Source organism: Gelidibacter mesophilus DSM 14095 (assembly GCF_000423005.1).
GTDB lineage: Bacteria > Bacteroidota > Bacteroidia > Flavobacteriales > Flavobacteriaceae > Gelidibacter > Gelidibacter mesophilus.
Genome location: NZ_AUHD01000005.1, coordinates 306040 through 326784 on the forward strand (window position 1 = coordinate 306040; position 20745 = coordinate 326784).

The window sequence follows — 20745 nt, forward strand, 5'->3', positions numbered from 1 at the left end:
TTTAGTATATGCCGACAAATATAGTATCAAGTGAAGTCATTTTAATTCAAAAGTTAATTAGTGGTGTAGCCGATTAAATGCGTTTACAGGTTTACTTCTTTTTAATGTTGTTTATTTGTTTTTTGACACTTCATAGTCGCTTGGTGATACTCCGAATTCATTTTTAAAACATCTGGAAAAGTAAGAGGCATTATTGAATCCTGACATAAAAACGACTTCACCTATGGTGTATTTTTTTTGTGCTAGCAAATCTGCAGCAAATTTCAGTCTTATCAATCTAATAAAGTGATTGGTTGATAGACCAGTAAGCGCTTTGATTTTTCTGTAAAGCTGGTCGGTGGTTATATGATGTTTTTCAGCCAAACTATGGATGGAAAAATCGGGTTCGGATATTTTATCGTGAATATAGGTCACTATATTTTCAATAAAGAGATCATCAACGCTTTTGGAAGCGGTTTCGTCGCGAACAGAAGTGGAGATTAAAAACTTTTTCTTAAGTGTTTCTCTATGCTGAATTAACTTTTTCACCATCGTTAATAAAAGTTTGCTATTAAAAGGTTTTTCCAAATAAAGGTCGGCACCTTTTTCATAACCTTCAATTTTCGATTCGGTTGAGTTTTTTGCAGTCAATAAAATCACTGGGATATGGGACGTATTTATGTTAGTTTTTATATTCTCACAGAGTTCTATCCCATTCATCCCTTCCATCATGATATCGCTGATAACAATATTCGGTGTTTTTTTATTAACAATTGCTTGACCGTCATTACCATTAGTGGCGCTCAAAACGCGATAATCGGTCTCTAAGATTTCTTTTAAATATTCTAAAATGTCAGGGTTGTCGTCAACAATTAGCACACTCAATTTTTTCTGAACTATTTCGGCGGTATCTATTGCGATCGGATTTATGATCTCAAGATTTAAAGAGGGTTCAAAAGCTTCAAAATCAACTGATTTCTGATGTATTGGAAACTGGATTGTAAATACAGATCCTATGTTTTCTGTACTTTTAACTGTAATGGTGCCTTGATGCAGCTCTACATATTTTTTTACTAATGCCATTCCTATTCCTGTGCCTTGTATACCAGTGCTGCTTTTAGATTGATAAAAACGTGTAAAAATGCTGTCCAGTTCACTTTGTTGTATTCCAATACCGCTATCTTCCACTTGTATCGTAATGAATTCGTCAGTTGCCGCAACGAGAATCATGACATGTCGGTACCTTGGCGTGAATTTTAAAGCATTTGATAATAAGTTAAATAAGATTGATTCTAATTTATAAGGATCTGCAATAAGAATAATATCTTCTTCTGGAATTGATATGTCGAAGTCAATTTCTTTATTATTTGCTGATTCTTTAAATTGATAGTAAATATTTTGAATAAACGAATTAAGTTGTATTTGCTTGATTTTCATATCAATATGACCTGTTTCTGCCTTTCTGAAGTCCAAAATCTGGTTGACTAAATTTAATAACATCCGCGCATTTTTTAACATGCGCTGAAGTTTAACTTCTACTTCTTTTTCTACAGCATGATTACTCAATATTTCCTCAATGGGTCCTAAAATTAGTGTTAACGGCGTCCTGATATCATGAGAAATATTGGTAAAAAATGAGATTTTTTGTTGGTAAAGGTCGTAATCTCGTTCATGTTTGATTTTTTCTAATTTCAGTTCCTGCTTTGTCTTATAGCGGTCCTTCACCTCTTTTGCTACCCAATAGAATACACATAATAAAGACAAGGTGTAGATGGCGTAGGCTAGATTAGTAAACCACCACGCTTTTTTCTTTATAATGGTCAAATTTCGAATGTTTTGACTCCATTCATTACTGGTATTTAAGGTTTGCACCTCCAAATCATAAGTTCCAGGCGGCACATTGGTATAAGATACTACAGTAGCAAGATTATTAGAAAGATTCCAAGAATTTTCAAAGTTTTTAAGACGGTAACGAAACGGTTCCTTAGCATTTTCCCCAAAATATATGGCGTTTATCCCTAAGGAAAAGGTTTGCGCAAAATGAGGTAATACGATGGTGTCAGAATAATTCAGCTTCTTTTTTAATACAATATGATCCTCGATTGATTCATGCGGAGAAATTTTGCGATCCATTATTTTTAAATCGGAGAATATTAGCTTTGGAAGTGTTTTTTCTTTTTCTTCGATATGGGTGGGCGACAGTAATAATCCGTGGTTAGAAGCGAGTAGGAGCATGTTTTTCTCAGGATTATAGAGCACACTTGAATAGGTGTCATTTTGAATCAGGGAAGTGATTTCTTGAGTGTCTCGCTTTAAAAGTGAGATACCTTTGTAGGTACTTATCCAAAAATTTTTAGCGCTGTCTTCGGCCATTCCAGTTATTACGATATCTTTTAAAATAGGCGACTTTTGTGGTCCGTCAGTTTTATCGAAATGCCCCATGCCATCTCTACAAAGAATCCATAATTTGTGGTCGGAATCCATAAAAAGATTCTGGACACTAATTTTTTCATTAGAATTTGAAAAAGTAGAAAAATGATCAATTTTAGGTGCAGCGTTGTTTTTGAAAAATTGTATTCGAAAAAGACCGTGGTTTATTGAGCCAACCCAAAGTTGATTTTTCTCATAATCCATAAGTAAACTGCGTATGTCCAATGTGCTCGAAAAAGTATCATCCGTTAGAGAGAACCTCTCAAGTTCATTCCTGTTTTTAGAGTATTTGAACAGCCCTTCGGAGAAACTTCCGAACCACAAGTTGTCATCATTTCCTCTAACTATGGAGTATATACGGCTTTCATCTAAAAATTGAAGATCGAATTTGTTATTAACAAGTTTTTGTTTTATAGGATCGTATATTTTAACGCCTTGACCCCAAGTGCCTAAATAAAGAAGTTGCGTTTGTTTATCATAGTATAAGGAAGAAATGGATTTTAAATCCTTATCAGTTGATATAGATTTAAAATTTTTATCGGGAAGGGAATAGCTGCATAAGCCTTTGCCATGAGTCCCTAAGTAGTAGTCGTTATTGGGGCCTTCAGTAATAGTCCAAATAATATTTGAAAATAAATTAACTTCACTCTCAGAGTCGTAGACTGACTGAATGCTTTTTTTATGCAGCGATAATAGATTAATTCCGCCATACCAAGTTCCTACCCATAAATTCTCGTTACTATCTATTAATGTGCAAAGTGCGTAATTAGAGTTTAAAGCATTGCGTTTATTATCAGAATAAAAATAATGTTCTAATTCTTCCCCAAACTCCGAGAATTTAAACAGTCCATCGCCTTCAGTGCCAATCCATAGGTCCTTATTATGTACGGATAAGCTTCTGACAATCGTGTTTGATAATCGCCAAGGCATCTTTAAAGAAAGGTTCTGTTGGAGGTTTTGTAAATGATCCACCTTATAAAGTCCTTTATCAGTTCCAATAAACAAGGCCTTATTAATCACTTTCATATCGTAAACTTGGTGGCAATTAATTAAATCCAGCGGCTGGTCGATAATATAGTTTTTGGAGTCTTTTTTTATTCTAGTAATTCGTGAGCCATTTCCAGCAGAGAAAATAAAGCCATCCAATTCTGCAAATGATTTTATCGTATTTGCAGTATTGGTAACTTCAATACTATTTATGTCGGAAATAGTATTGTCCTGCGTTATATCCGAACGATTAAAGGTTATGATGCTACCATTTCCTAAGCCAAGCCAAACCATGTGTTTACTGTCCATAAACATACTTGTGATTGAGGTGGAGCTTGTCGAACTTGAGGAAGATAACTTTAAAGGTAGGATACGTTGGTTGTACTTATCCATAAGAAAAAGACCTCTGTCCATCGTGCCTATCAGTACAAAGCCTTGTTTTATAGGGAGCGTACACGATATTTTAAGGCTAAATCCTTCGGTATTATTCGGATTGTAAATTTTAAAATCTGTTCCATTAAAAACATTCAGTCCATCAAATGTTGCAACGTAAATTAAACCTTCATCATCTTCGCTGATATGCTCTACATTGTTGAATGACAGGCCATCCTTGGAAGTGTAATTGGTAAATTGTGGATAAGCTTTAGTGCCTAACAGAAGAAAGGTCAAAGCCATTACAATTAGCAAATTTGAGGTTTTCATTCTTTCCTTATAATGTTAAGAGTAAATCTAAGGTTTTGAAATGTATAATTTGCGCTAAACCCGAAAATGTGTTACAGATTTCCGGATCAGTATTAATATTCCGAAAATGTGATAGAATATGAGGAGTATGTTCTAAGAAAATGAATTTAATTAAGATACTATTGTGACTTGATAACGAAAATTTAATCAAGTATGGAAAAAATATGTTTATTGTTCTTTAGTGTTTTCTTCGGTGCAACTGCCTTTGTTAATGCGCAAAATATTACAGTGACAGGAACAGTCACTTATGACGGATCTGAACCCATTTTAGGGGTCAATATTATTGAGAAAAACACCTCTAATGGTGTAGTGTCTGATTTTGATGGCAAATTTACGATTTCAGTGAACAATCCCAATGCAACTTTAGTGTTTTCTTTTGTAGGATTAAAATCTAAAGAATTAACACTTGAAGGACAAACTCAGGTTGATGTCATTTTGGAAGAAGATGCTTCCCGACTTGATGAAATTGTTGTCATAGGATATGGGACTTCTACGAGGAGAGATCTTACAGGTTCTGTGGGAAGTATCAATATAGAAAACAGTCCCATTGCCAATATAGCAAATGTCAACGCTTTAGATGCAATGAAGGGCAAAGTGGCGGGCTTGAACATTGGAAATGTTACTTCTGCGGGAGGACAGCCCAGTATTCAAATAAGAGGTCAAAATTCACTTTCTGCTGGTAATTCTCCTTTGCTCGTTGTAGATGGACTTATTTATGATGGCGGTTTTTCTACTATCAATCCCAATGATATTTCCACCATTGATGTCTTAAAGGACGCTAGTGCTGCTGCGGTTTATGGGTCAAGATCGGCAAATGGCGTGGTCATTATAACTACTAAAAGAGGAAAGTCTGGTAAGCCTCAAATCAATGTAAGTACTTATAGTGGGATTCAAAATTGGACGAACAAACCAGATATGATGAATGCTGAGCAGGCATTGCAGTTTAGGCAGGATGTTTACAGGTCTGGAGGCACTACAGGCAGTGATTTGGACTTTTCGAGAATCTTGGGACAAAAGGAATATCAGGCCTATCAAGAAGGCCATTCTGTAGACTGGTTTGACGAGGTCACAAGAGCAGCGTCTATACAGAGCTTACAATTAAGTGTATCGGGCGCAGGAGATAATGTGAACTATTATGTTTCTGGAAACCTTCTCGATCAAACAGGTATTGTAAAGGGAGATGATTTTAGCAAAAGATCGGTATTGATGAAATTGGATACAGATGTTTCTAAGTGGTTAAAAATAGGAACCTCTCTAAATGCTGATATTCGGGATTATTCTGGAAACTCTGCAGATCTTTATACCGCTACCTATATGAGTCCATTTGGCTATAAAAATGTTCAGGAACTTGGATTTGAGAATTGGATGGAAAAATATCCAGGAGGTATTACAACTTGGAGCAATCCATTGTCGGCAACACAAAATTATAATTTGGATAAGCGCTATACCTACAGAGGTACTGTTTTTGCAGAAGTGAAAATTCCTTGGATAGATGGCCTGAAATATCGTTTTAATTACTCTGCCAACCGCTACCATGGGGAGTCCGAAGGATTTACGGACGAAAAATATTATGTTAACACCCTTAAAATAGAAGAATTAAATAATCCTGGTAAATATTTAAAAAACGCAAATGGTTATAAGAATAATTCAACTGAGGACAGTTATTTATTCAATAATATTCTATCCTATAACAAAACTTTATTTAATGATCACAACATAAATGCTACTTTAATGTCTGAAAGACAAGAACGAGTTAGCAAATATTCCAACCTTTCAGCTTCTGATTTTGAGGAAGTAGGAAGTACGGCTTTGGGTGTCAATTCACTTGAATTGGGAAATAGTGAAAAAAGGAATGTTAATACTGGTTATTCTAAATTAACCCAACTGGCTTATCTCTTTAGATTAAATTACAATTATAAAAACAAATACTACGGAACGTTCAGTTATAGAAGAGATGGATATTCTGGTTTTGCCCCAGGAAATAAATTTGGAGATTTTAAGGCTTTTGGTCTGGCTTGGACGTTAAGTGAAGAATCATTTATAAAAGATAACATTAAGTTTATAGATAATTTAAAATTGAGATTGTCTTATGGTGAAAATGGTAATCCGTCAATTGGGAGCTACGGTACCTTGCCAAATGTGGGCAACTCTTCCTACGTTTTTGGGGATCAGACGGTTAACACGGCTTATCAATCAAACTTGTCCAATCAAAATTTAAAATGGGAGCAGACCAATGCTACAAATCTTGGACTGGACTTCTCAATATTGAAAGATCGAATTTCGGGATCTGTTGAAGTATATGACTCTAAAACTACAAACCTATTAATGACTCGCAGATTGCCTATCATGACTGGATATGGCAGTATTTTGGCCAACATTGGAGAAATTAACAATAAAGGACTGGAGATAAGCCTTACAACAGTTAATATTAAAAATCAGGATTTTACTTGGGAAACAAACTTCACCTACTGGAAAAATAAAAACAAAATAGTTAGTCTTTATGGTATCGATGCCGATGGTGATGGTGTGGAAGATGATGATTTAAGTAATGGATGGTTTATAGGAAAGTCCTTGGGAGCCATCTATGATTATACATTCGATGGTATTGTTCAAACCGAAGATACAGAATATCAACAGACTTATAGTGCACGACCAGGAGATGTGAAATTTAAGGACATCAGCGGTCCAGATGGGGTTCCTGACGGAAGGATAACTTCAGATGATAGATCGATCATCGGGTATTCTAAACCTAATTTCTCGCTTAACATGGCAAACACCTTTACTTACAAAAATCTGAATCTCTATTTTAATTTTAATTATGTGGATGGGGGAAATAATCATTATTTGGCAGGAAACACCAAAGGATTAATGGGCGCACTGGTTCCAAACGCCTCAAAATGGTTAAATCTACCTTATTGGACTCCAGAACGTCAGGGAAATACGTATCCGAGACCTGATTACAGCAATACTTATGGTTACGGATTCTATCAGTCCCACTCTTTTTTAAGACTTCAAGATGTCACACTAGGATATACATTCGATAAAGATTGGATTGAAAAATCCAATATAGGAAATTTAAAGGTTTATATCAGTGGAAAAAACCTGCTTACGATCTCAGATTGGATAGGATGGGATCCAGAAAGCGCTACACAAATTGGTGAATATTCTTTACCTGGTCTTAGTTCTTTAACCCTTGGAATTGATCTTACTTTTTAACTTTATAAATTTATAAATAATGAAAATATTAAAAATAATACTAGGAATTCTTCTAATCGCTTCGTTTAATGTGAGCTGTAGTGATGAGGCCTTTTTAGAAGAGGATCTGAGAGACCGCTTCACAACTGAAAATGCATTTTTAAACGTAGCCCAGTTTCAAACGGGACTCAATCAAATGTATAGACAAACAAGAGCTTACTTTAATAGTGCCGATGGTGCGCGAGATTTTATAAAAAATGGCTACGGTGTGGATGTCATGGCGAGTAATACCAGACTGGAAAAATCAGAGAGTTTTTGGAATAATCTTGGCTCACACAGTCAATTTCCCAATGATTGGTATAGCAGAAATTATCAAATGATTAAAAACTGTAACGAGCTTTTATTACAGACTGAAAATACGAACATTGAATGGAAAAATGAAAATCAAAAGTTGGAGATCCAGGCAGAGATTAGGTTTTTTAGAGGCTTTTCATACCGTAATCTGGCCACATTATTTGGTGGTGTGCCAATTGTGCTTGAACCAGTAACTGCGCCTAAATTGGATTTTGAACGGGCTACCCGAATAGAGACTTATCAAGTAGCGTTGGAAGATTTGATTTTTGCAAGTCAATATATGCCAAAAACAACGGACCAACCGGGCAGAGCTGTTCGCGCTGCAGCCGATCATTTTCTGAGCGAAGTGTATATCAGTCTTGGCGACGAGACAGGTGATAAAACGCTGTACCAAAATGCCATTGACGCTGCATCACGAGTTATAGAGGGTTCAGATGGTGATTATTCGTTGATGCAAAATAGGTTTGGTACTCGTAGTAATGAATCTGGAAAAGATGCCTATTGGGATTTGTTCAGAATGGGTAATCAAAACTATCACGATGGGAATAAGGAGTCGATTTGGACCATACAATTCGAAAAAAATGTTGCAGGTGGTACGAATATTTATGATAGGCCTTTATTTGAGAGAACGTTTTGGCCTCTCTATTATCGCGCAAATAAATTTGGTTTCACATCAGGGCCGGCTAAAGATTGGGAGGGTAAAGGAAATGCTTGGATAAAGCCAAATAATTACTATAAATATGATGTTTGGAAAAACTCCGAAACCGATACACGTAATGCGGAATACAATATTCTACGGAACTATAGAGCCCCAAAAGTTGCTGTAAATGGACAGCAAACAGATCGGGATACAACTTATGTCACTAAAGTAACGCTGGCCAATGGTAGTGAGATTACAGTGAATTTGAAACCAGGGGATATTATCAAAAAAGAATGGTTGACTACTAGAGATGATACCTTAAGTTACTTCTTTCCACGAATGTTTAAAATGGGTACCGATAAGCATATCGATGCTATTCCTGACAATGGTTATGTACGTGATGCCTATGTGATTCGATTACCAGAAACTTACTTATTGAGAGCTGAGGCTTATATGAAAAGTGAAAATCGTGCGGCAGCAGCGGAAGATATTAATACAGTGAGAAAGCGCTCAAGTGCATCTCCAATAACAGCGGGAGAAGTTAATATTAACTATATTCTTGACGAAAGAGCGAGAGAGCTTTGGGGTGAGGAATGGCGCATATTCACTTTGGCGAGACTTGGTTTGATTTATGAGCGCACCAAGGAGTTTGGATGGCCATCAGATAAAGAGGCCGTAGAAATGCATCATAATTTATTTCCTATTCCACAAAGTGCTATTGATGCGAACTTAGAAGGCACGATAGAACAAAACCCTGGATATTAAAAAATTTGAGTTAGTCTAGTTTTTAGGTGCCATTGTCTGAGGGCAGTGGTACTTTTTTTATACTGAAATTAAAATAATTATGATGGTCAAAAAACATAAAATATTTATCGCAGTTTGTATTTCAATCTTTGGTGTTTTGTCAAGTTTAGAAAAACTTAACGCCCAAAATACAGATTTTTTCGCGGAAATTGGGAACAAAAGCCAAAATGAGCGCATGGATCTTTTGGAAGAGAAATTACCACCAAAACTTCCAGAAATAACAATCCCACTTCATAAAGGAAAAAAGGATGCTTTTAAAGAGGTTAGGGAAATCAGCACGAAAAAAGAACTTTATAAAGAGCTAGAGGTTTTAAAGAAACAATTTCTTCCTTTTATGGAAAATAAAGCGCCGGAAATTAAAAATACCAGAGAGCGCATTTATTTGAAAGAATTTCAATGGCGATTAGAAACATCCGATGATAAAACCGATTTTATTGCCACCATGAAAGGGAAGGGCGATTGGAAAAACGTTCAGGTACCACATTTTGACGCTCCTTATGGAAGAGCCACAACGTACTATTTCAAGAAAATAGCTGTGTCTCCGGAAATGCTGAATGACCGGGCTCTTTTTATTCATTTTAAGGCTGTTGATTATAAGGCACATGTCTTTTTAAATGGATCATACATAGGGTCACATGAAGGTTTTTTTGCCCCCTTCGAATTCAATATTAGCAAATTTGCCAAAGAAGGAGAAAACGAGTTATTGGTAAAAGTGGAGAATGATTACACTACAACAGGGTTTGTGGCAGCTGGTAAGGAACGATTTTTTGGTGATAAAATTTATGGAGTTACCGGTCTTGGCTATGATAATTTTCACGATGGTGGGCATCAAGGAGCCGCAGGAATGGGAATATATCAAGATTGTTATTTGGAATCAAGAGATCCCATTCATATCAACGATATTTTTGTAAGACCAATGTACGATGCGGGAATGGCTGAAGTAAGAATAGAAGTGAACAACTATAATGAAGACCGCAGACCTATTAGTTTTGATCTTTCAATATTTGGACAAAATTTTGAAGCTGTAGTTGTTAAAGATTCTGTGATAGTACCCTCAGCATTGCATGTACCCGGAATTGGGGATTTACAAAAACCAACAGATTGGAAGCAGACTAAAACTACGTTAGGCTATGGTCCAAATTATTTTACTTATCATGTGAAAATCCCTGATTTTCGTTCATGGAGCAATGATACGCCATGGTTATATCAGGCGCAAATTAAAGTTTTGAATGACGATAATTCCGTTGTGGATGTTCAAAAACAGACTTTTGGCATGCGTTCTTTTACCATGGATACGGTATCGATTCCTAAAGGACGCCTGTATTTCAACAATAAGAAGATCAGATTGAGAGGCGCTAACACCATGGGTTTTTTGCAACAAGATGTATTCAAAAAAGATTGGGATCAATTAATAGATGACATTTTATTAGCTAAACTTACCAATATGAATTTTTTAAGGATGACCCAACGTCCCGTACAACCAGAGATCTATGAATACGCTGACATGTTAGGGCTGATGCTTCAAACGGATTTTCCGACCTTTGGTGGGATTCGTTATAACCAATGGGAGGAAGCCGTAAGGCAGGTTGCTGAAATGGAGCGTTTAATTCGCAATCACCCAAGTAATGTCATTGTAACCTATATCAATGAGCGTTTCCCAAACGGAGAAGGACACCCCCATCGAAATATGGCAAGTCCAGAACAGTATTTCTCACTGTTCAGAGCTATGGATGAAGCCGTGCTTAAAGAAAATCCAGACCGCGTTATTAAAAAATCCGATGGTGATTATGATCCACCTACCCCAGGTTTACCAGATAACCATTGCTACAATACTTGGTATAACGGACAAGGATTAGGAATTGGTAAGTTGTATAAAGGCTATTGGCAATGGGTAAAACCCGATTGGTATTATGGCTGTGGGGAATTTGGCGCAGAGGCCTTAGACCCTGTTGAGCTCATGGAAAAATACTATCCTAAAGAATGGTTGCCTGCTAATAAGGGAGACGAAAAAAACTGGACAGCCAATCGCATTTATGCAGCACAAACTCAAAAGTTCCACTACATGTGGTACAATACCCAAAATTCTTTACAAGGTTGGGTAGATGCGAGTCAGAATCATCAAGATTGGGCCTTGGAAACGGTTACTGAAGCATTTAGAAGAGATTCTAGTATGGTGACTTTTGCTGCGCATTTATTTATAGATGCATGGCCTGCAGGTTGGATGAAAACTATTATGGACGTGGATAGAAATCCAAAGAAAGGATATTTTGCGTATAGAAATGCCTTAAAACCTACCATAGTAAGTATTCGTAGTGACAGAAAACACTTTTACGAAGGCGAAGATATCGCTGTGGAATCCTGGATTGCCCATGACCCCAACAGCAGTCCTGAAGATTATTATATCCAATACCAATTGGAGCAGAATGGTAAAATTGTCTATTCAGGAAAAAATGCAGCAGAAGTGCCACATAACAGTTCTAAATTTCAAGGTTTCATAGCGTTTAAAGCGCCAACGGTAAAGCAGCGTACGGCCTTTGTTTTAAGGGCAGGAGTGTTTGATGGTCAGGGCAAAAGTGTTGATCAGACCATTATGGATATTGATGTCTTTCCAACGCGGTTGAATTCTAACCAAAGTAAGCTTGGTTTTTTGGGGAGCCCTACTGACGCCAATGATTATTTAAAGAATCATTTCGAGAAAAATGCAGTTTCAAATTGGAAGGAAGCCGATATCATTTGGGTAGAGAATTATGCAGATTATGAAACTCATAAAGAGACATTAGAAGCCCTGGCCAATGCAGGCAAAAGAATTATCTTGTACAATGTACCGGTAGGGGAACATAACATTGGCAATACCGATGTTAAAATTCAGAACACCTCTATGGGAAGCTATTATTTCACATCCCCTCAAACAGGCCATAGGTTTACTAAAGAAAACAAGCCCTTTGATTTTAAAATGTGGTTTGATGAAGCAGCAGATTATATAACTCCGTTTTTGGACAAGATCATCCTGGCAGAGAACTGGGCGCCCATATTGTCTACCGGAAATACAAATTGGACGGATGATCATGGGGCAGCAATGGCAGCGGGAGAGTTAAAAGTAGGGAAAGGTTCGATTATTATCTGTGAGTTGGATGTTGATAACCGATTGAAAAGCAATCCGGTAGCCCACGATTTTGTGAGTAAACTGATTTTTAATTAAACTGAATATTTAGATTTTGTCAATCACAACAAAAAATAGATTAAATATGAAATATAGGACTAGAATATTTTCTTGGAGATTAATAAAGTAAAAAACGATTCAAGTCTAAGGTTGGGCGAACACATTTGAACAAAAAAAATCAAATTGAAATTAGATATTAGGAAATTATGAAGATTAAAAACTTAGGATTTTTGTTAATTTTTATTTCAACATTAAGTTACTCCGAATCAGGAAGTAAGGGCAAATTAGACGCAGGGTTAGTCAGTGCAAGAAACGTAATAGAGCGTTTAATCGGTAAACGAATTAGGGATTGTGAGTTTATAATAAAGGAAAATTCTGAAAAAGGAGATTTCTATGAATACTCTGTTACAGAAGGGGTTTTAACGGTAACAGGTAATAGTGGGGTGTCAATATGTAAAGGAGCTTATGATTACCTTCAAAGTATAGGAAGTGTTCAGGCGGCTTGGCAACAAAACGTGGTAAAATTGCCAAAAACATTCAGTAATTGTAAACTTACAAGGGTAGATTCTCCAAATGAATTACGTCTATTTTTAAATGTTTGCCAATATGGTTATACTTCACCTTGGTGGCAGTGGGAAGATTGGGAAAAAATGCTCGATTGGATTGTTTTACACGGCTATAATAGTATGCCTGCCATGGTTGGTCAAGAAATTATATGGCACGAGCTTTTTACCGAAATGGGAGTGTCTGAAAAAGAAATGGGAGTATATTTTGCTGGAGCCGCATACCTACCTTGGCAGCGTATGGGTAATGTAGCAGGAGTAAGCGGGCCTCTTCCAAAAAGTTATCTTATCAAACAAAAGGAAATCCAAAAAAAAATCATAAAACGCATGTTGGATTTAGGAATGACTCCTATCGTGCCTGGTTTTTCTGGTTTTGTACCTAATGGAATTAAAAAACTAAACCCTGAAGTCAAAATTAAAGAGATAGGGTGGAAACATGAACAAAAATGGACTTATCTTCTTGATATTCAGGATGATATTTTTATGAAGATTGGCGCTGATTTTGTAAAGCGTTATAGAGAAACTTATGGGGATGTACATTATTTTCTTTGCGATACTTTTAACGAAAATGAAGTGAATGTTAGTTCAGATCCTGAGACACGTTATGAGGAATTAGCTAATTATGGAAACACTATTTATCAAAGTTTAAAAGTTGCCGATGATAAAGCTGTATGGGTAACGCAGGCTTGGATGTTTATTGCGGATAGTGATTTTTGGAATGCAAAAAATGCCTCCGCATTATTTTCAAAAATTCCTAATGATAAAATGTTAATTGTAGATTATGGAAATGATCGAGAGGTAATTTGGGATAGATTAGGTGCTTATGATGGAAAGCGTTGGGTGTATGGATATGTTCATAATTATGGAGGTGTAACTCCACTTCAAGGTAATCTTTCATTAATAGCCACCGAACAAGCTCTTCTTCACAAACGTGACGATGTCAAAGGTCTTAGTGGATTTGCTTTGTGTCCCGAGGGAAGTCATACCAACTATGTTGTTTATGCAATGGCGGCAGATGCATCATGGAGTAAAGAACCTATAAATGTAGAAAAATGGTTAAAAAGTTATAGTGAGAATCGTTATGGAATTAAGTCAGCCAACCTCAAGAAAGCATGGAATATATTAGAAAAAAATATTTATAATGTAAAATATTAGCATGCTCGTGGAGGAGAACAAGGATGGGGGTCTTTTTTTTATTGTAAACCACCCTCAAATAATATTAATTATGATTTGACAGGAAATTATAAAATGATTGCTCCTGCATTAGATTTGTTTTTTATAGAAAAGGATGAGTTAAAAGATCAGCCTCTTTATCGTAGAGATGCGCTTGATTTTACAAGACATTTTTTAGAAAGTCGTATTGACCATTATGTTAAGGAAGCTATAATTGCCCTTGAAACAGATAATGTTGCAGCTCAGGATTTAGCGATCGTTAAGGTTAAAAATATTATGACCGATTTGGATGATTTATTGTCGGCCTCACCTGAGCATAGTTTAAGTGACTGGTTGATAAAAGCGAAGAAATACGGAGTTAATAAAGATGAAGAAAATCAACATATTAAAACAGCAAGACAAATAGTTACTATTTGGGGAGAAGGTTTAAATGGCTATGCAATTAAAGGATGGCATGGTATGATTAAGGATTTTTACTTACAAAGATGGTTGCTTCATTTTGATAATGTTCGTAGCGGAAACGCCAAAAAGAATGATATTTCTCTTTTTGAAACCCAATGGGTTAATTCGGCTTCTATACCCAAAATTAAAAAGAATATAAATGTTGTTGCAGAATGTTATCGTCTTTTTGAAAAATATTCAAGAGGTAATTAAGGCGAAATGGAGAATAACTATTAATGCCTTTGTTTCAAAAGAAAATAAAGAGCATTAATATGCCAAGAGACCCTATGAACTCGGATTCATCATACAAATAATTAAAAATTACTTTAGGTAATGGCATTACTTCAATTTAAGATACAAATACCAAACAGGAATTCCTTTTTGCATTTCAATGCAACAAGCGCTGTACAATTAAACCTAAATAAAATATAATGGGAAAATTTAATGTGAAAACCTTTCAATTTATGCTATATTTTCTGCTCTCAATCTTTGCTCCAAGCTTATTTTATGGTCAAAATTCCACAACCGTGGCACATGCTCCGCGGATGGACAAGTACAATGTGTTGTGGAATAGCCCAAGCGATAATTCCTTGGGCTCGATGCCTGCCGGAAATGGTGATATTGGTATAAATGTTTGGGCAGAAAAGGATGGGGATTTAATCTTTTACGTATCCAAAACAGATGCTTGGAGCGAAAATGCCCGTGTGCTAAAATTAGGGAAGGTGAGGGTGTCGCTTACACCTAACCCTTTTGAAGACGGTATTCCTTTTCAACAGGAATTGATTTTGAAAGATGGGACTCTCCGTATTGAAACAGGTGATAAAACGAATAAGGTAATAATAGATATTTGGGTGGATGCCAACCATCCAGTAGTTGAAGTTGATGTAAAAAGCAAAAAATCGGTGTTGTCTAAAGTAGTTTTGGAGCCGTGGAGAACTGAACGTCGACTTATAGAAAATGGCACCGAGCAACATTCTGCTTACGGCATGCATGGCGAGGGTGCTCCCGATATTTTTGTGGAGAAAGATACTATTTTAAACCTTCAAGGTAATCAGTTTGTATGGGCGCATCGGAACGAAAGATCTATATGGCAAGATAATTTGAAATTGCAGGGTCTGGACGAGTATATTGTGAACAACAAAGACCCTTTGTTAAATAGAACCTTTGGAGCATCCATAAGTTCCAAAGAATTGGAAAAAAAATCCTCTACGGTGCTTTCATCTCAAAAGCCGATAAAGTCATTTTCAGTATCGGTATATGCCCATACGTCACAAACCGAAAATTTGGAGGACTGGCTAAAGCAATTAAAGGATGTCTCTGAAGACATCAGCTCAATATCTCGTGACAAACGTTTTAATGCCCATCGCAATTGGTGGCGTTTATTTTGGGAGCAAAGCTATATTGAAATAACGAGTCGAAATACTAGCGAAAAAAAGGAAGTTTATAATATTAATCAAGGCTATGCACTTCAAAGGTATATGTTGGCTTGCTCGGGACGTGGCAATTCACCGATAAAATTTAACGGTTCTATATTTACGGTAGATACCAAACATCTTAAAGGCGAATTTGAAGGTTTTGATGCAGATTATCGCCGATGGGGAGGTCCTTATTGGTGGCAAAATACAAGATTGCCGTATTGGGCCATGCTCGAATCTGGCGATTTTGAGATGATGAAGCCACTTTTTAAAATGTATCGCGATGCACTGCCTATCAGAAAATTGGCTACAAAAACCTATTATAATCACGATGGTGCATTTTTTCCGGAAACCATTTATTTCTGGGGCACCTATGTGGACGGCAACTATGGGCGGAAGCGCGATGATTTACCTTTAGGCATGACCGAAAATGCATATATCAGGCATTATTGGCAAAGTGGGCTCGAAATTTCGTTGATGATGCTCGATTATTATGCCTTTACTAAGGATAAGGTTTTTCTGAAAGAAACTTTGTTACCAGTTGTTTCTGAAATCATGACATTTTACGACCAACATTGGGATAGGGATGGGAATGGCAAAATTCGTTTTGATCCTGCCATGTCTTTGGAGACCTATAGTATGGCAGTGAATCCATTGCCAGAAATTGTAGGGATTAATAAGGTATGTCACGAATTATTGAAATTGTCAGATCCTGAAATAAGCCAGGTTCAAAAAGAACAATGGAACAGGCTGAAGAATGAATTACCAGAAATACCGACCCGTGAAGTAGATGGGACTACATTATTGGCACCTGCACAATCTTATAGCGGGAAACAGAATTCTGAGAACCCCGAACTGTATGCCATCTTTCCTTATCGCATCTATGGTATTGGAAAACCTGACTTGGAGATGGCTCGAAATACTTTTGAAAATAGGGCATTTAAACAAACAGGTGGATGGCAACAAAATGCTATAAAAGCGGCGTATTTGGGGCTGACCGATGAGGCAGCAAAATTGATGATGTCAAATTTTAATACCAGTAATCAGGCTTATCGATTTCCTGCCATGTGGGGCCCAAATTATGATTGGACTCCCGATCAGGATCATGGATCAGTCGCCATGATAGCTCTTCAGCGCATGTTGTTACAATATGATGATGACAAAATTTATATACTTCCTGCTTGGCCTAAGGATTGGGATGTAAATTTTAAATTACATGCTCAAGAGCGTTCAATAATTTCCGTTGTGGTTGAAAACGGAAAAGTGATTCAAAAAGAAATGACGCTTGGTAAAGAAGATTTGAAAATTGTAATGCCATCTGAGTTTTGAAATTACACCATAATTATCAGGATTAAAATCAGAAGAATTCTGATGAGAGATCCTTGGATAAATAAAATAACATTGTTTAAAATGAAATAGTTATGATTAAGTTTTTAAATTTCACACTCTTGCTTTTGTTTGCGAACATTGCCGTATCACAAACAATATACGTGTCTACCTCAGGAAATGATTCAGCAAAAGGCACGATCAAATCGCCGTACAACAGTCTCGAGAAGGGATTGCAGAGGGCTCTTGAAATAAAGGGTACAGACTCCCGGAAAAAGGTGGCCATCCGTCTTAGGGAAGGTCAGTACAACATACATAACTCCATCCATTTAAACGCCAAATATTCAAATGTGACCATTGAAGCTTATCAAAATGAAGCGGTTATTTTATCAGGAGGACAAACCATCCCAATTGAAAGTTTAAAGATAAGTGACCTAGAAATTCCTTCCAATGATCAGTCCTTGCAAATATTTAAAATTGATCTCAAAAAAGAAGGGATCTCAAATTTTGGAGCATTACGAAATGTGGGATTCTCGCGTCCTTATGGACCGGCGTGGGGTGAGTTGTTCGTAAATGAAAAAGCCATGCACTTAGCCCGTTGGCCAAATGCCGACATGGTACCAATGGGGAAGGTGCTGGAGAAAGGCTCCGTGCCCCGTGAAGATGATTTTGCAAATCAAGGTGGGATTATCCAATACGATTCTGTTCGTATAAATAATTGGGCCAAGGAAAAAAATGTATGGATATCGGGCTACTTTAATCATGGCTATGCTGATGATATGGTAAAAATCTCAAAAATAGATACGCTTGAAAAAACGTTTACCACCGCATCGGCGACACTTTATGGGTATGGTAATGGAAAACCGTGGCAAAAATGGTATGGCATCAATATTTTAGCAGAACTTGACGCTCCTGGTGAATATTATATAGATGACGAAAAGGGGGTGCTTTACTTTATTTCTGATACAAAGAACATATCTAGTTTAGAGTTTTCTATTCTTGAGGACCCGTTTTTTCAAATTGAAGATGCAGAAGGTATTCAAATCAAAGGTATTTCATTCCAGAATTCCCGTGGTATGGGCATCTCTATGGTCAATACTAAAAATGTGACTATTGACGCGTGTACATTTAAAAATCTTGGTAGTCTGGGAATTACTGTCGGCAAGGGTGTAGAACCATTTTCAGAATATAGACATGAAGGTTCGGGCATCCCTAAAAATGGAATTGTGGGTAGCCTACTTCAGCATCTTTATAGTAATACAACTTTTAATCGGGAAGGCGGCGTAAATAATAAGATCATTAATTGCACATTTTCTCAGCTTGGAGCTGGTGGCGTTTCACTGGGAGGGGGCGACCGATTAACTTTAGAAGCGGGAAACAACCTTGTGGAAAACTGTCTATTTTTTGATATCAATAGAATAGAAAAGTCATACCGACCAGCAGTACACCTCACTGGGGTTGGCAATAAAGTTATCCATTGTGAAATGTACGATTTGCCTAGTGTTGCCATTTTAATGCATGGAAATAACCACACTATAGAATATAATTATATTCATGATGTGTGTTTGGAGGTAGAAGATATGGGCGCTATTTATTACGGGAGAGATCCTTCTGAAAGAGGGACAGTGATACGCTATAATTATATTGCCAACATTCCTGATGAATATAATACTAGTGCGGTCTATCATGATGATGCCGCTTGCGGTTTAATTGTCACAGACAACGTTTTCTATAAAGCAGGAAAGCTCAACGTTTTGATTGGCGGAGGATCGAATAATATTTACGAAAACAATTTCTTTATAGAAAGTAAAGTAGGTGTACGAACGGGCAACAGACTACAGACGTGGGCCAAGTGGGTTTTGGATGATGGCGGACTTTTCCAAACACGTATGGAAGCCGTTAACTATAATGAATCACCGTATGTTGATCAGTATCCAACGCTGAAAACCTATTTTGAAAAAGCAGAGCTTCCAACAGGAAATGTGGTGGCTGAGAATGTTTTTATCAATGTGAAAGAGGTATATATAGGTAAAAAAGAATGGTTAGGATTTGAAGACTCTAACCTCATGGAGACTATGAACTTGCCAAATGTCACTTCTAAAAAAGAATTTATAAGCCGAATGGTGGATAAAATACCCGCTCTTAAAAAGATACCACTAGAGGAGATAGGATTAAAAAATAAAAAGAGATAAAGATGGACTTTTTAGAAAAAACGTTCAGATGGTTCGGGCCAAGCTTTGGAGTGAGCCTAGAGGATATTTCTCAAACAGGAGCGACTGGGATTGTAACGGCATTACACCATATCGAAACAGGTAAGGTTTGGCCCTTAAAAGAAATCAAAAAGCGCAAGGATGAAATTGAAAAGGCAGGTTTGCGTTGGTCGGTGGTAGAAAGCGTCAATGTTCACGAAAGCATTAAACAAGGACATCCGGATAAAGATCAATTTATTCAGAATTATATTGAAACGCTTAAAAATTTAGCGGCCCAGGATGTAAAAGTTGTCTGCTATAATTTTATGCCTGTTGTCGATTGGACGCGAACTGATTTAGACTTTAGAATTCATGGTAATGCTTCTGCTTTGCGATATGACCATAGTGCTCTTGCGGCTTTTGATTTGTTTATTCTGAAAAGGAACGGCGCCAAAGCTGATTATTCATCTGAAATCCAAGAACAGGCAAAATCGTATTTTGAAGGCTTGGATAATGGAAAAAAGGACATTTTAAGAGATAAAATTCTTGCAGGGCTTCCAGGAACTCGCGATGTGCTTACAATTGCTGATTTTCAAAAGCATTTGGATAATTATGCTTTTATTGATAAAAAAATTCTGAAGGGAAATCTTGCTTATTTCTTGCGAAAAATAATCCCCATTGCAGAACAGTTAGGGATATTGATGTGTATTCATCCAGATGACCCTCCTTTTTCAATTTTGGGCTTACCAAGGATTGTTTCCAATTATGAAGACTTGAAGTTTCTGTTAGAAAGCTATAAAAGCCCTTCCAACGGACTCACATTTTGTTCTGGTTCTTTGGGGGCGTTAGCTACCAATGATATGATTAAAATAATAAACGATTTTGGAGATAGCATCCATTTTTTGCATTTAAGAAATGTAAAACTGCAAGAAAATCAGTCTTTCTACGAATCTAATTTATTTGAAGGTACGGGTAGTATGATCGATATAATGGAAGCCATCATACGACAACAAAAAAAACGCGTAAAAAACAAATCAGGAACTGTGGGCATACCTATGCGTCCAGATCATGGGCACGTTTTATTGGACGATTTAAAAAGGATAAAGGAGTTTTATCCTGGATATTCGACCTTAGGAAGAATGAAAAGTCTAGCAGAACTAACAGGTTTAGAATTAGGGGTCAGACGGCTGGTATTAGACGAGTAAACTTTTACGTAGAATAAAAAAATGGTCATATGCTTAAGATTACTTTCTTTAAAATGGAATTCGTAGGTTTTAAGATTCGTTGTAAGTTTTTATTTGAAGAGGTCGGAAGTATTCACAACATTATAGGACGTAATATATTTAAA

General features: G+C 36.7%; 9 protein-coding genes. 8 read left to right on the plus strand and 1 reads right to left on the minus strand.

The features are described 5' to 3' along the window. Nucleotides 1-111 precede the first annotated feature (111 nt). Complete coding sequence (locus G525_RS0106645) at nt 112-4098, minus strand: hybrid sensor histidine kinase/response regulator transcription factor (protein ID WP_027125461.1); 3987 nt, start codon at nt 4096-4098, stop codon at nt 112-114. Nucleotides 4099-4290: 192 nt separating this feature from the next. On the opposite strand from G525_RS0106645, the gene G525_RS20475 reads away from it, so the two are divergent. The 8 genes from G525_RS20475 to uxuA all read left to right on the plus strand — a co-directional run bounded on the left by G525_RS20475 (nt 4291) and on the right by uxuA (nt 20602). Further along, complete coding sequence (locus G525_RS20475) at nt 4291-7353, plus strand: SusC/RagA family TonB-linked outer membrane protein (protein WP_051209834.1); 3063 nt, start codon at nt 4291-4293, stop codon at nt 7351-7353. A gap of 19 nt (nt 7354-7372) precedes the next feature. After that, nucleotides 7373-9091: a RagB/SusD family nutrient uptake outer membrane protein gene (locus G525_RS0106655; protein ID WP_027125462.1), complete on the plus strand. Its 1719-nt coding sequence runs from the start codon at nt 7373-7375 to the stop codon at nt 9089-9091. Nucleotides 9092-9170: 79 nt separating this feature from the next. Continuing rightward, nucleotides 9171-12329, plus strand: a complete 3159-nt coding sequence (locus tag G525_RS20480; protein ID WP_051209835.1) for a glycoside hydrolase family 2 protein — start codon at nt 9171-9173, stop codon at nt 12327-12329. Nucleotides 12330-12496: 167 nt separating this feature from the next. After that, nucleotides 12497-14008, plus strand: coding sequence for an alpha-N-acetylglucosaminidase (locus G525_RS0106665; protein ID WP_027125463.1), 1512 nt, complete (start codon nt 12497-12499; stop codon nt 14006-14008). A 75-nt stretch (nt 14009-14083) separates the two neighbouring features. Continuing rightward, nucleotides 14084-14680: an alpha-N-acetylglucosaminidase C-terminal domain-containing protein gene (locus G525_RS0106670; protein ID WP_035479178.1), complete on the plus strand. Its 597-nt coding sequence runs from the start codon at nt 14084-14086 to the stop codon at nt 14678-14680. A 251-nt stretch (nt 14681-14931) separates the two neighbouring features. Beyond that, on the plus strand, nt 14932-17211 hold the full coding sequence (locus G525_RS0106675) for a DUF5703 domain-containing protein (RefSeq protein ID WP_157491897.1): 2280 nt from the start codon (nt 14932-14934) through the stop codon (nt 17209-17211). Between the two features lie 92 nt (nt 17212-17303). Then, nucleotides 17304-19400 carry a right-handed parallel beta-helix repeat-containing protein gene (locus G525_RS20485; RefSeq protein ID WP_051209836.1) on the plus strand — a complete coding sequence of 699 codons (2097 nt, stop codon included), beginning with the start codon at nt 17304-17306 and terminating at the stop codon, nt 19398-19400. Nucleotides 19401-19402: 2 nt separating this feature from the next. Further along, entirely contained in the window at nt 19403-20602 is a 1200-nt protein-coding gene (gene uxuA, locus G525_RS0106685) for a mannonate dehydratase (protein ID WP_027125466.1), read from the plus strand. Nucleotides 20603-20745: the final 143 nt, after the last annotated feature.

Excerpts from the sequence above, each read along its gene's own strand:
- G525_RS20475 (WP_051209834.1), top strand. The coding sequence starts at position 4,291 with ATGGAAAAAATATGTTTATTGTTCTTTAGTGTTTTCTTCGGTGCAACT.
- G525_RS0106655 (WP_027125462.1), top strand. The coding sequence starts at position 7,373 with ATGAAAATATTAAAAATAATACTAGGAATTCTTCTAATCGCTTCGTTT.
- G525_RS0106665 (WP_027125463.1), top strand. The coding sequence starts at position 12,497 with ATGAAGATTAAAAACTTAGGATTTTTGTTAATTTTTATTTCAACATTA.
- uxuA (WP_027125466.1), top strand. The coding sequence starts at position 19,403 with ATGGACTTTTTAGAAAAAACGTTCAGATGGTTCGGGCCAAGCTTTGGA.
- G525_RS20485 (WP_051209836.1), top strand. The coding sequence starts at position 17,304 with ATGATTAAGTTTTTAAATTTCACACTCTTGCTTTTGTTTGCGAACATT.
- G525_RS0106645 (WP_027125461.1), bottom strand. The coding sequence starts at position 4,098 with ATGAAAACCTCAAATTTGCTAATTGTAATGGCTTTGACCTTTCTTCTG.
- G525_RS20480 (WP_051209835.1), top strand. The coding sequence starts at position 9,171 with ATGATGGTCAAAAAACATAAAATATTTATCGCAGTTTGTATTTCAATC.
- G525_RS0106675 (WP_157491897.1), top strand. The coding sequence starts at position 14,932 with ATGCTATATTTTCTGCTCTCAATCTTTGCTCCAAGCTTATTTTATGGT.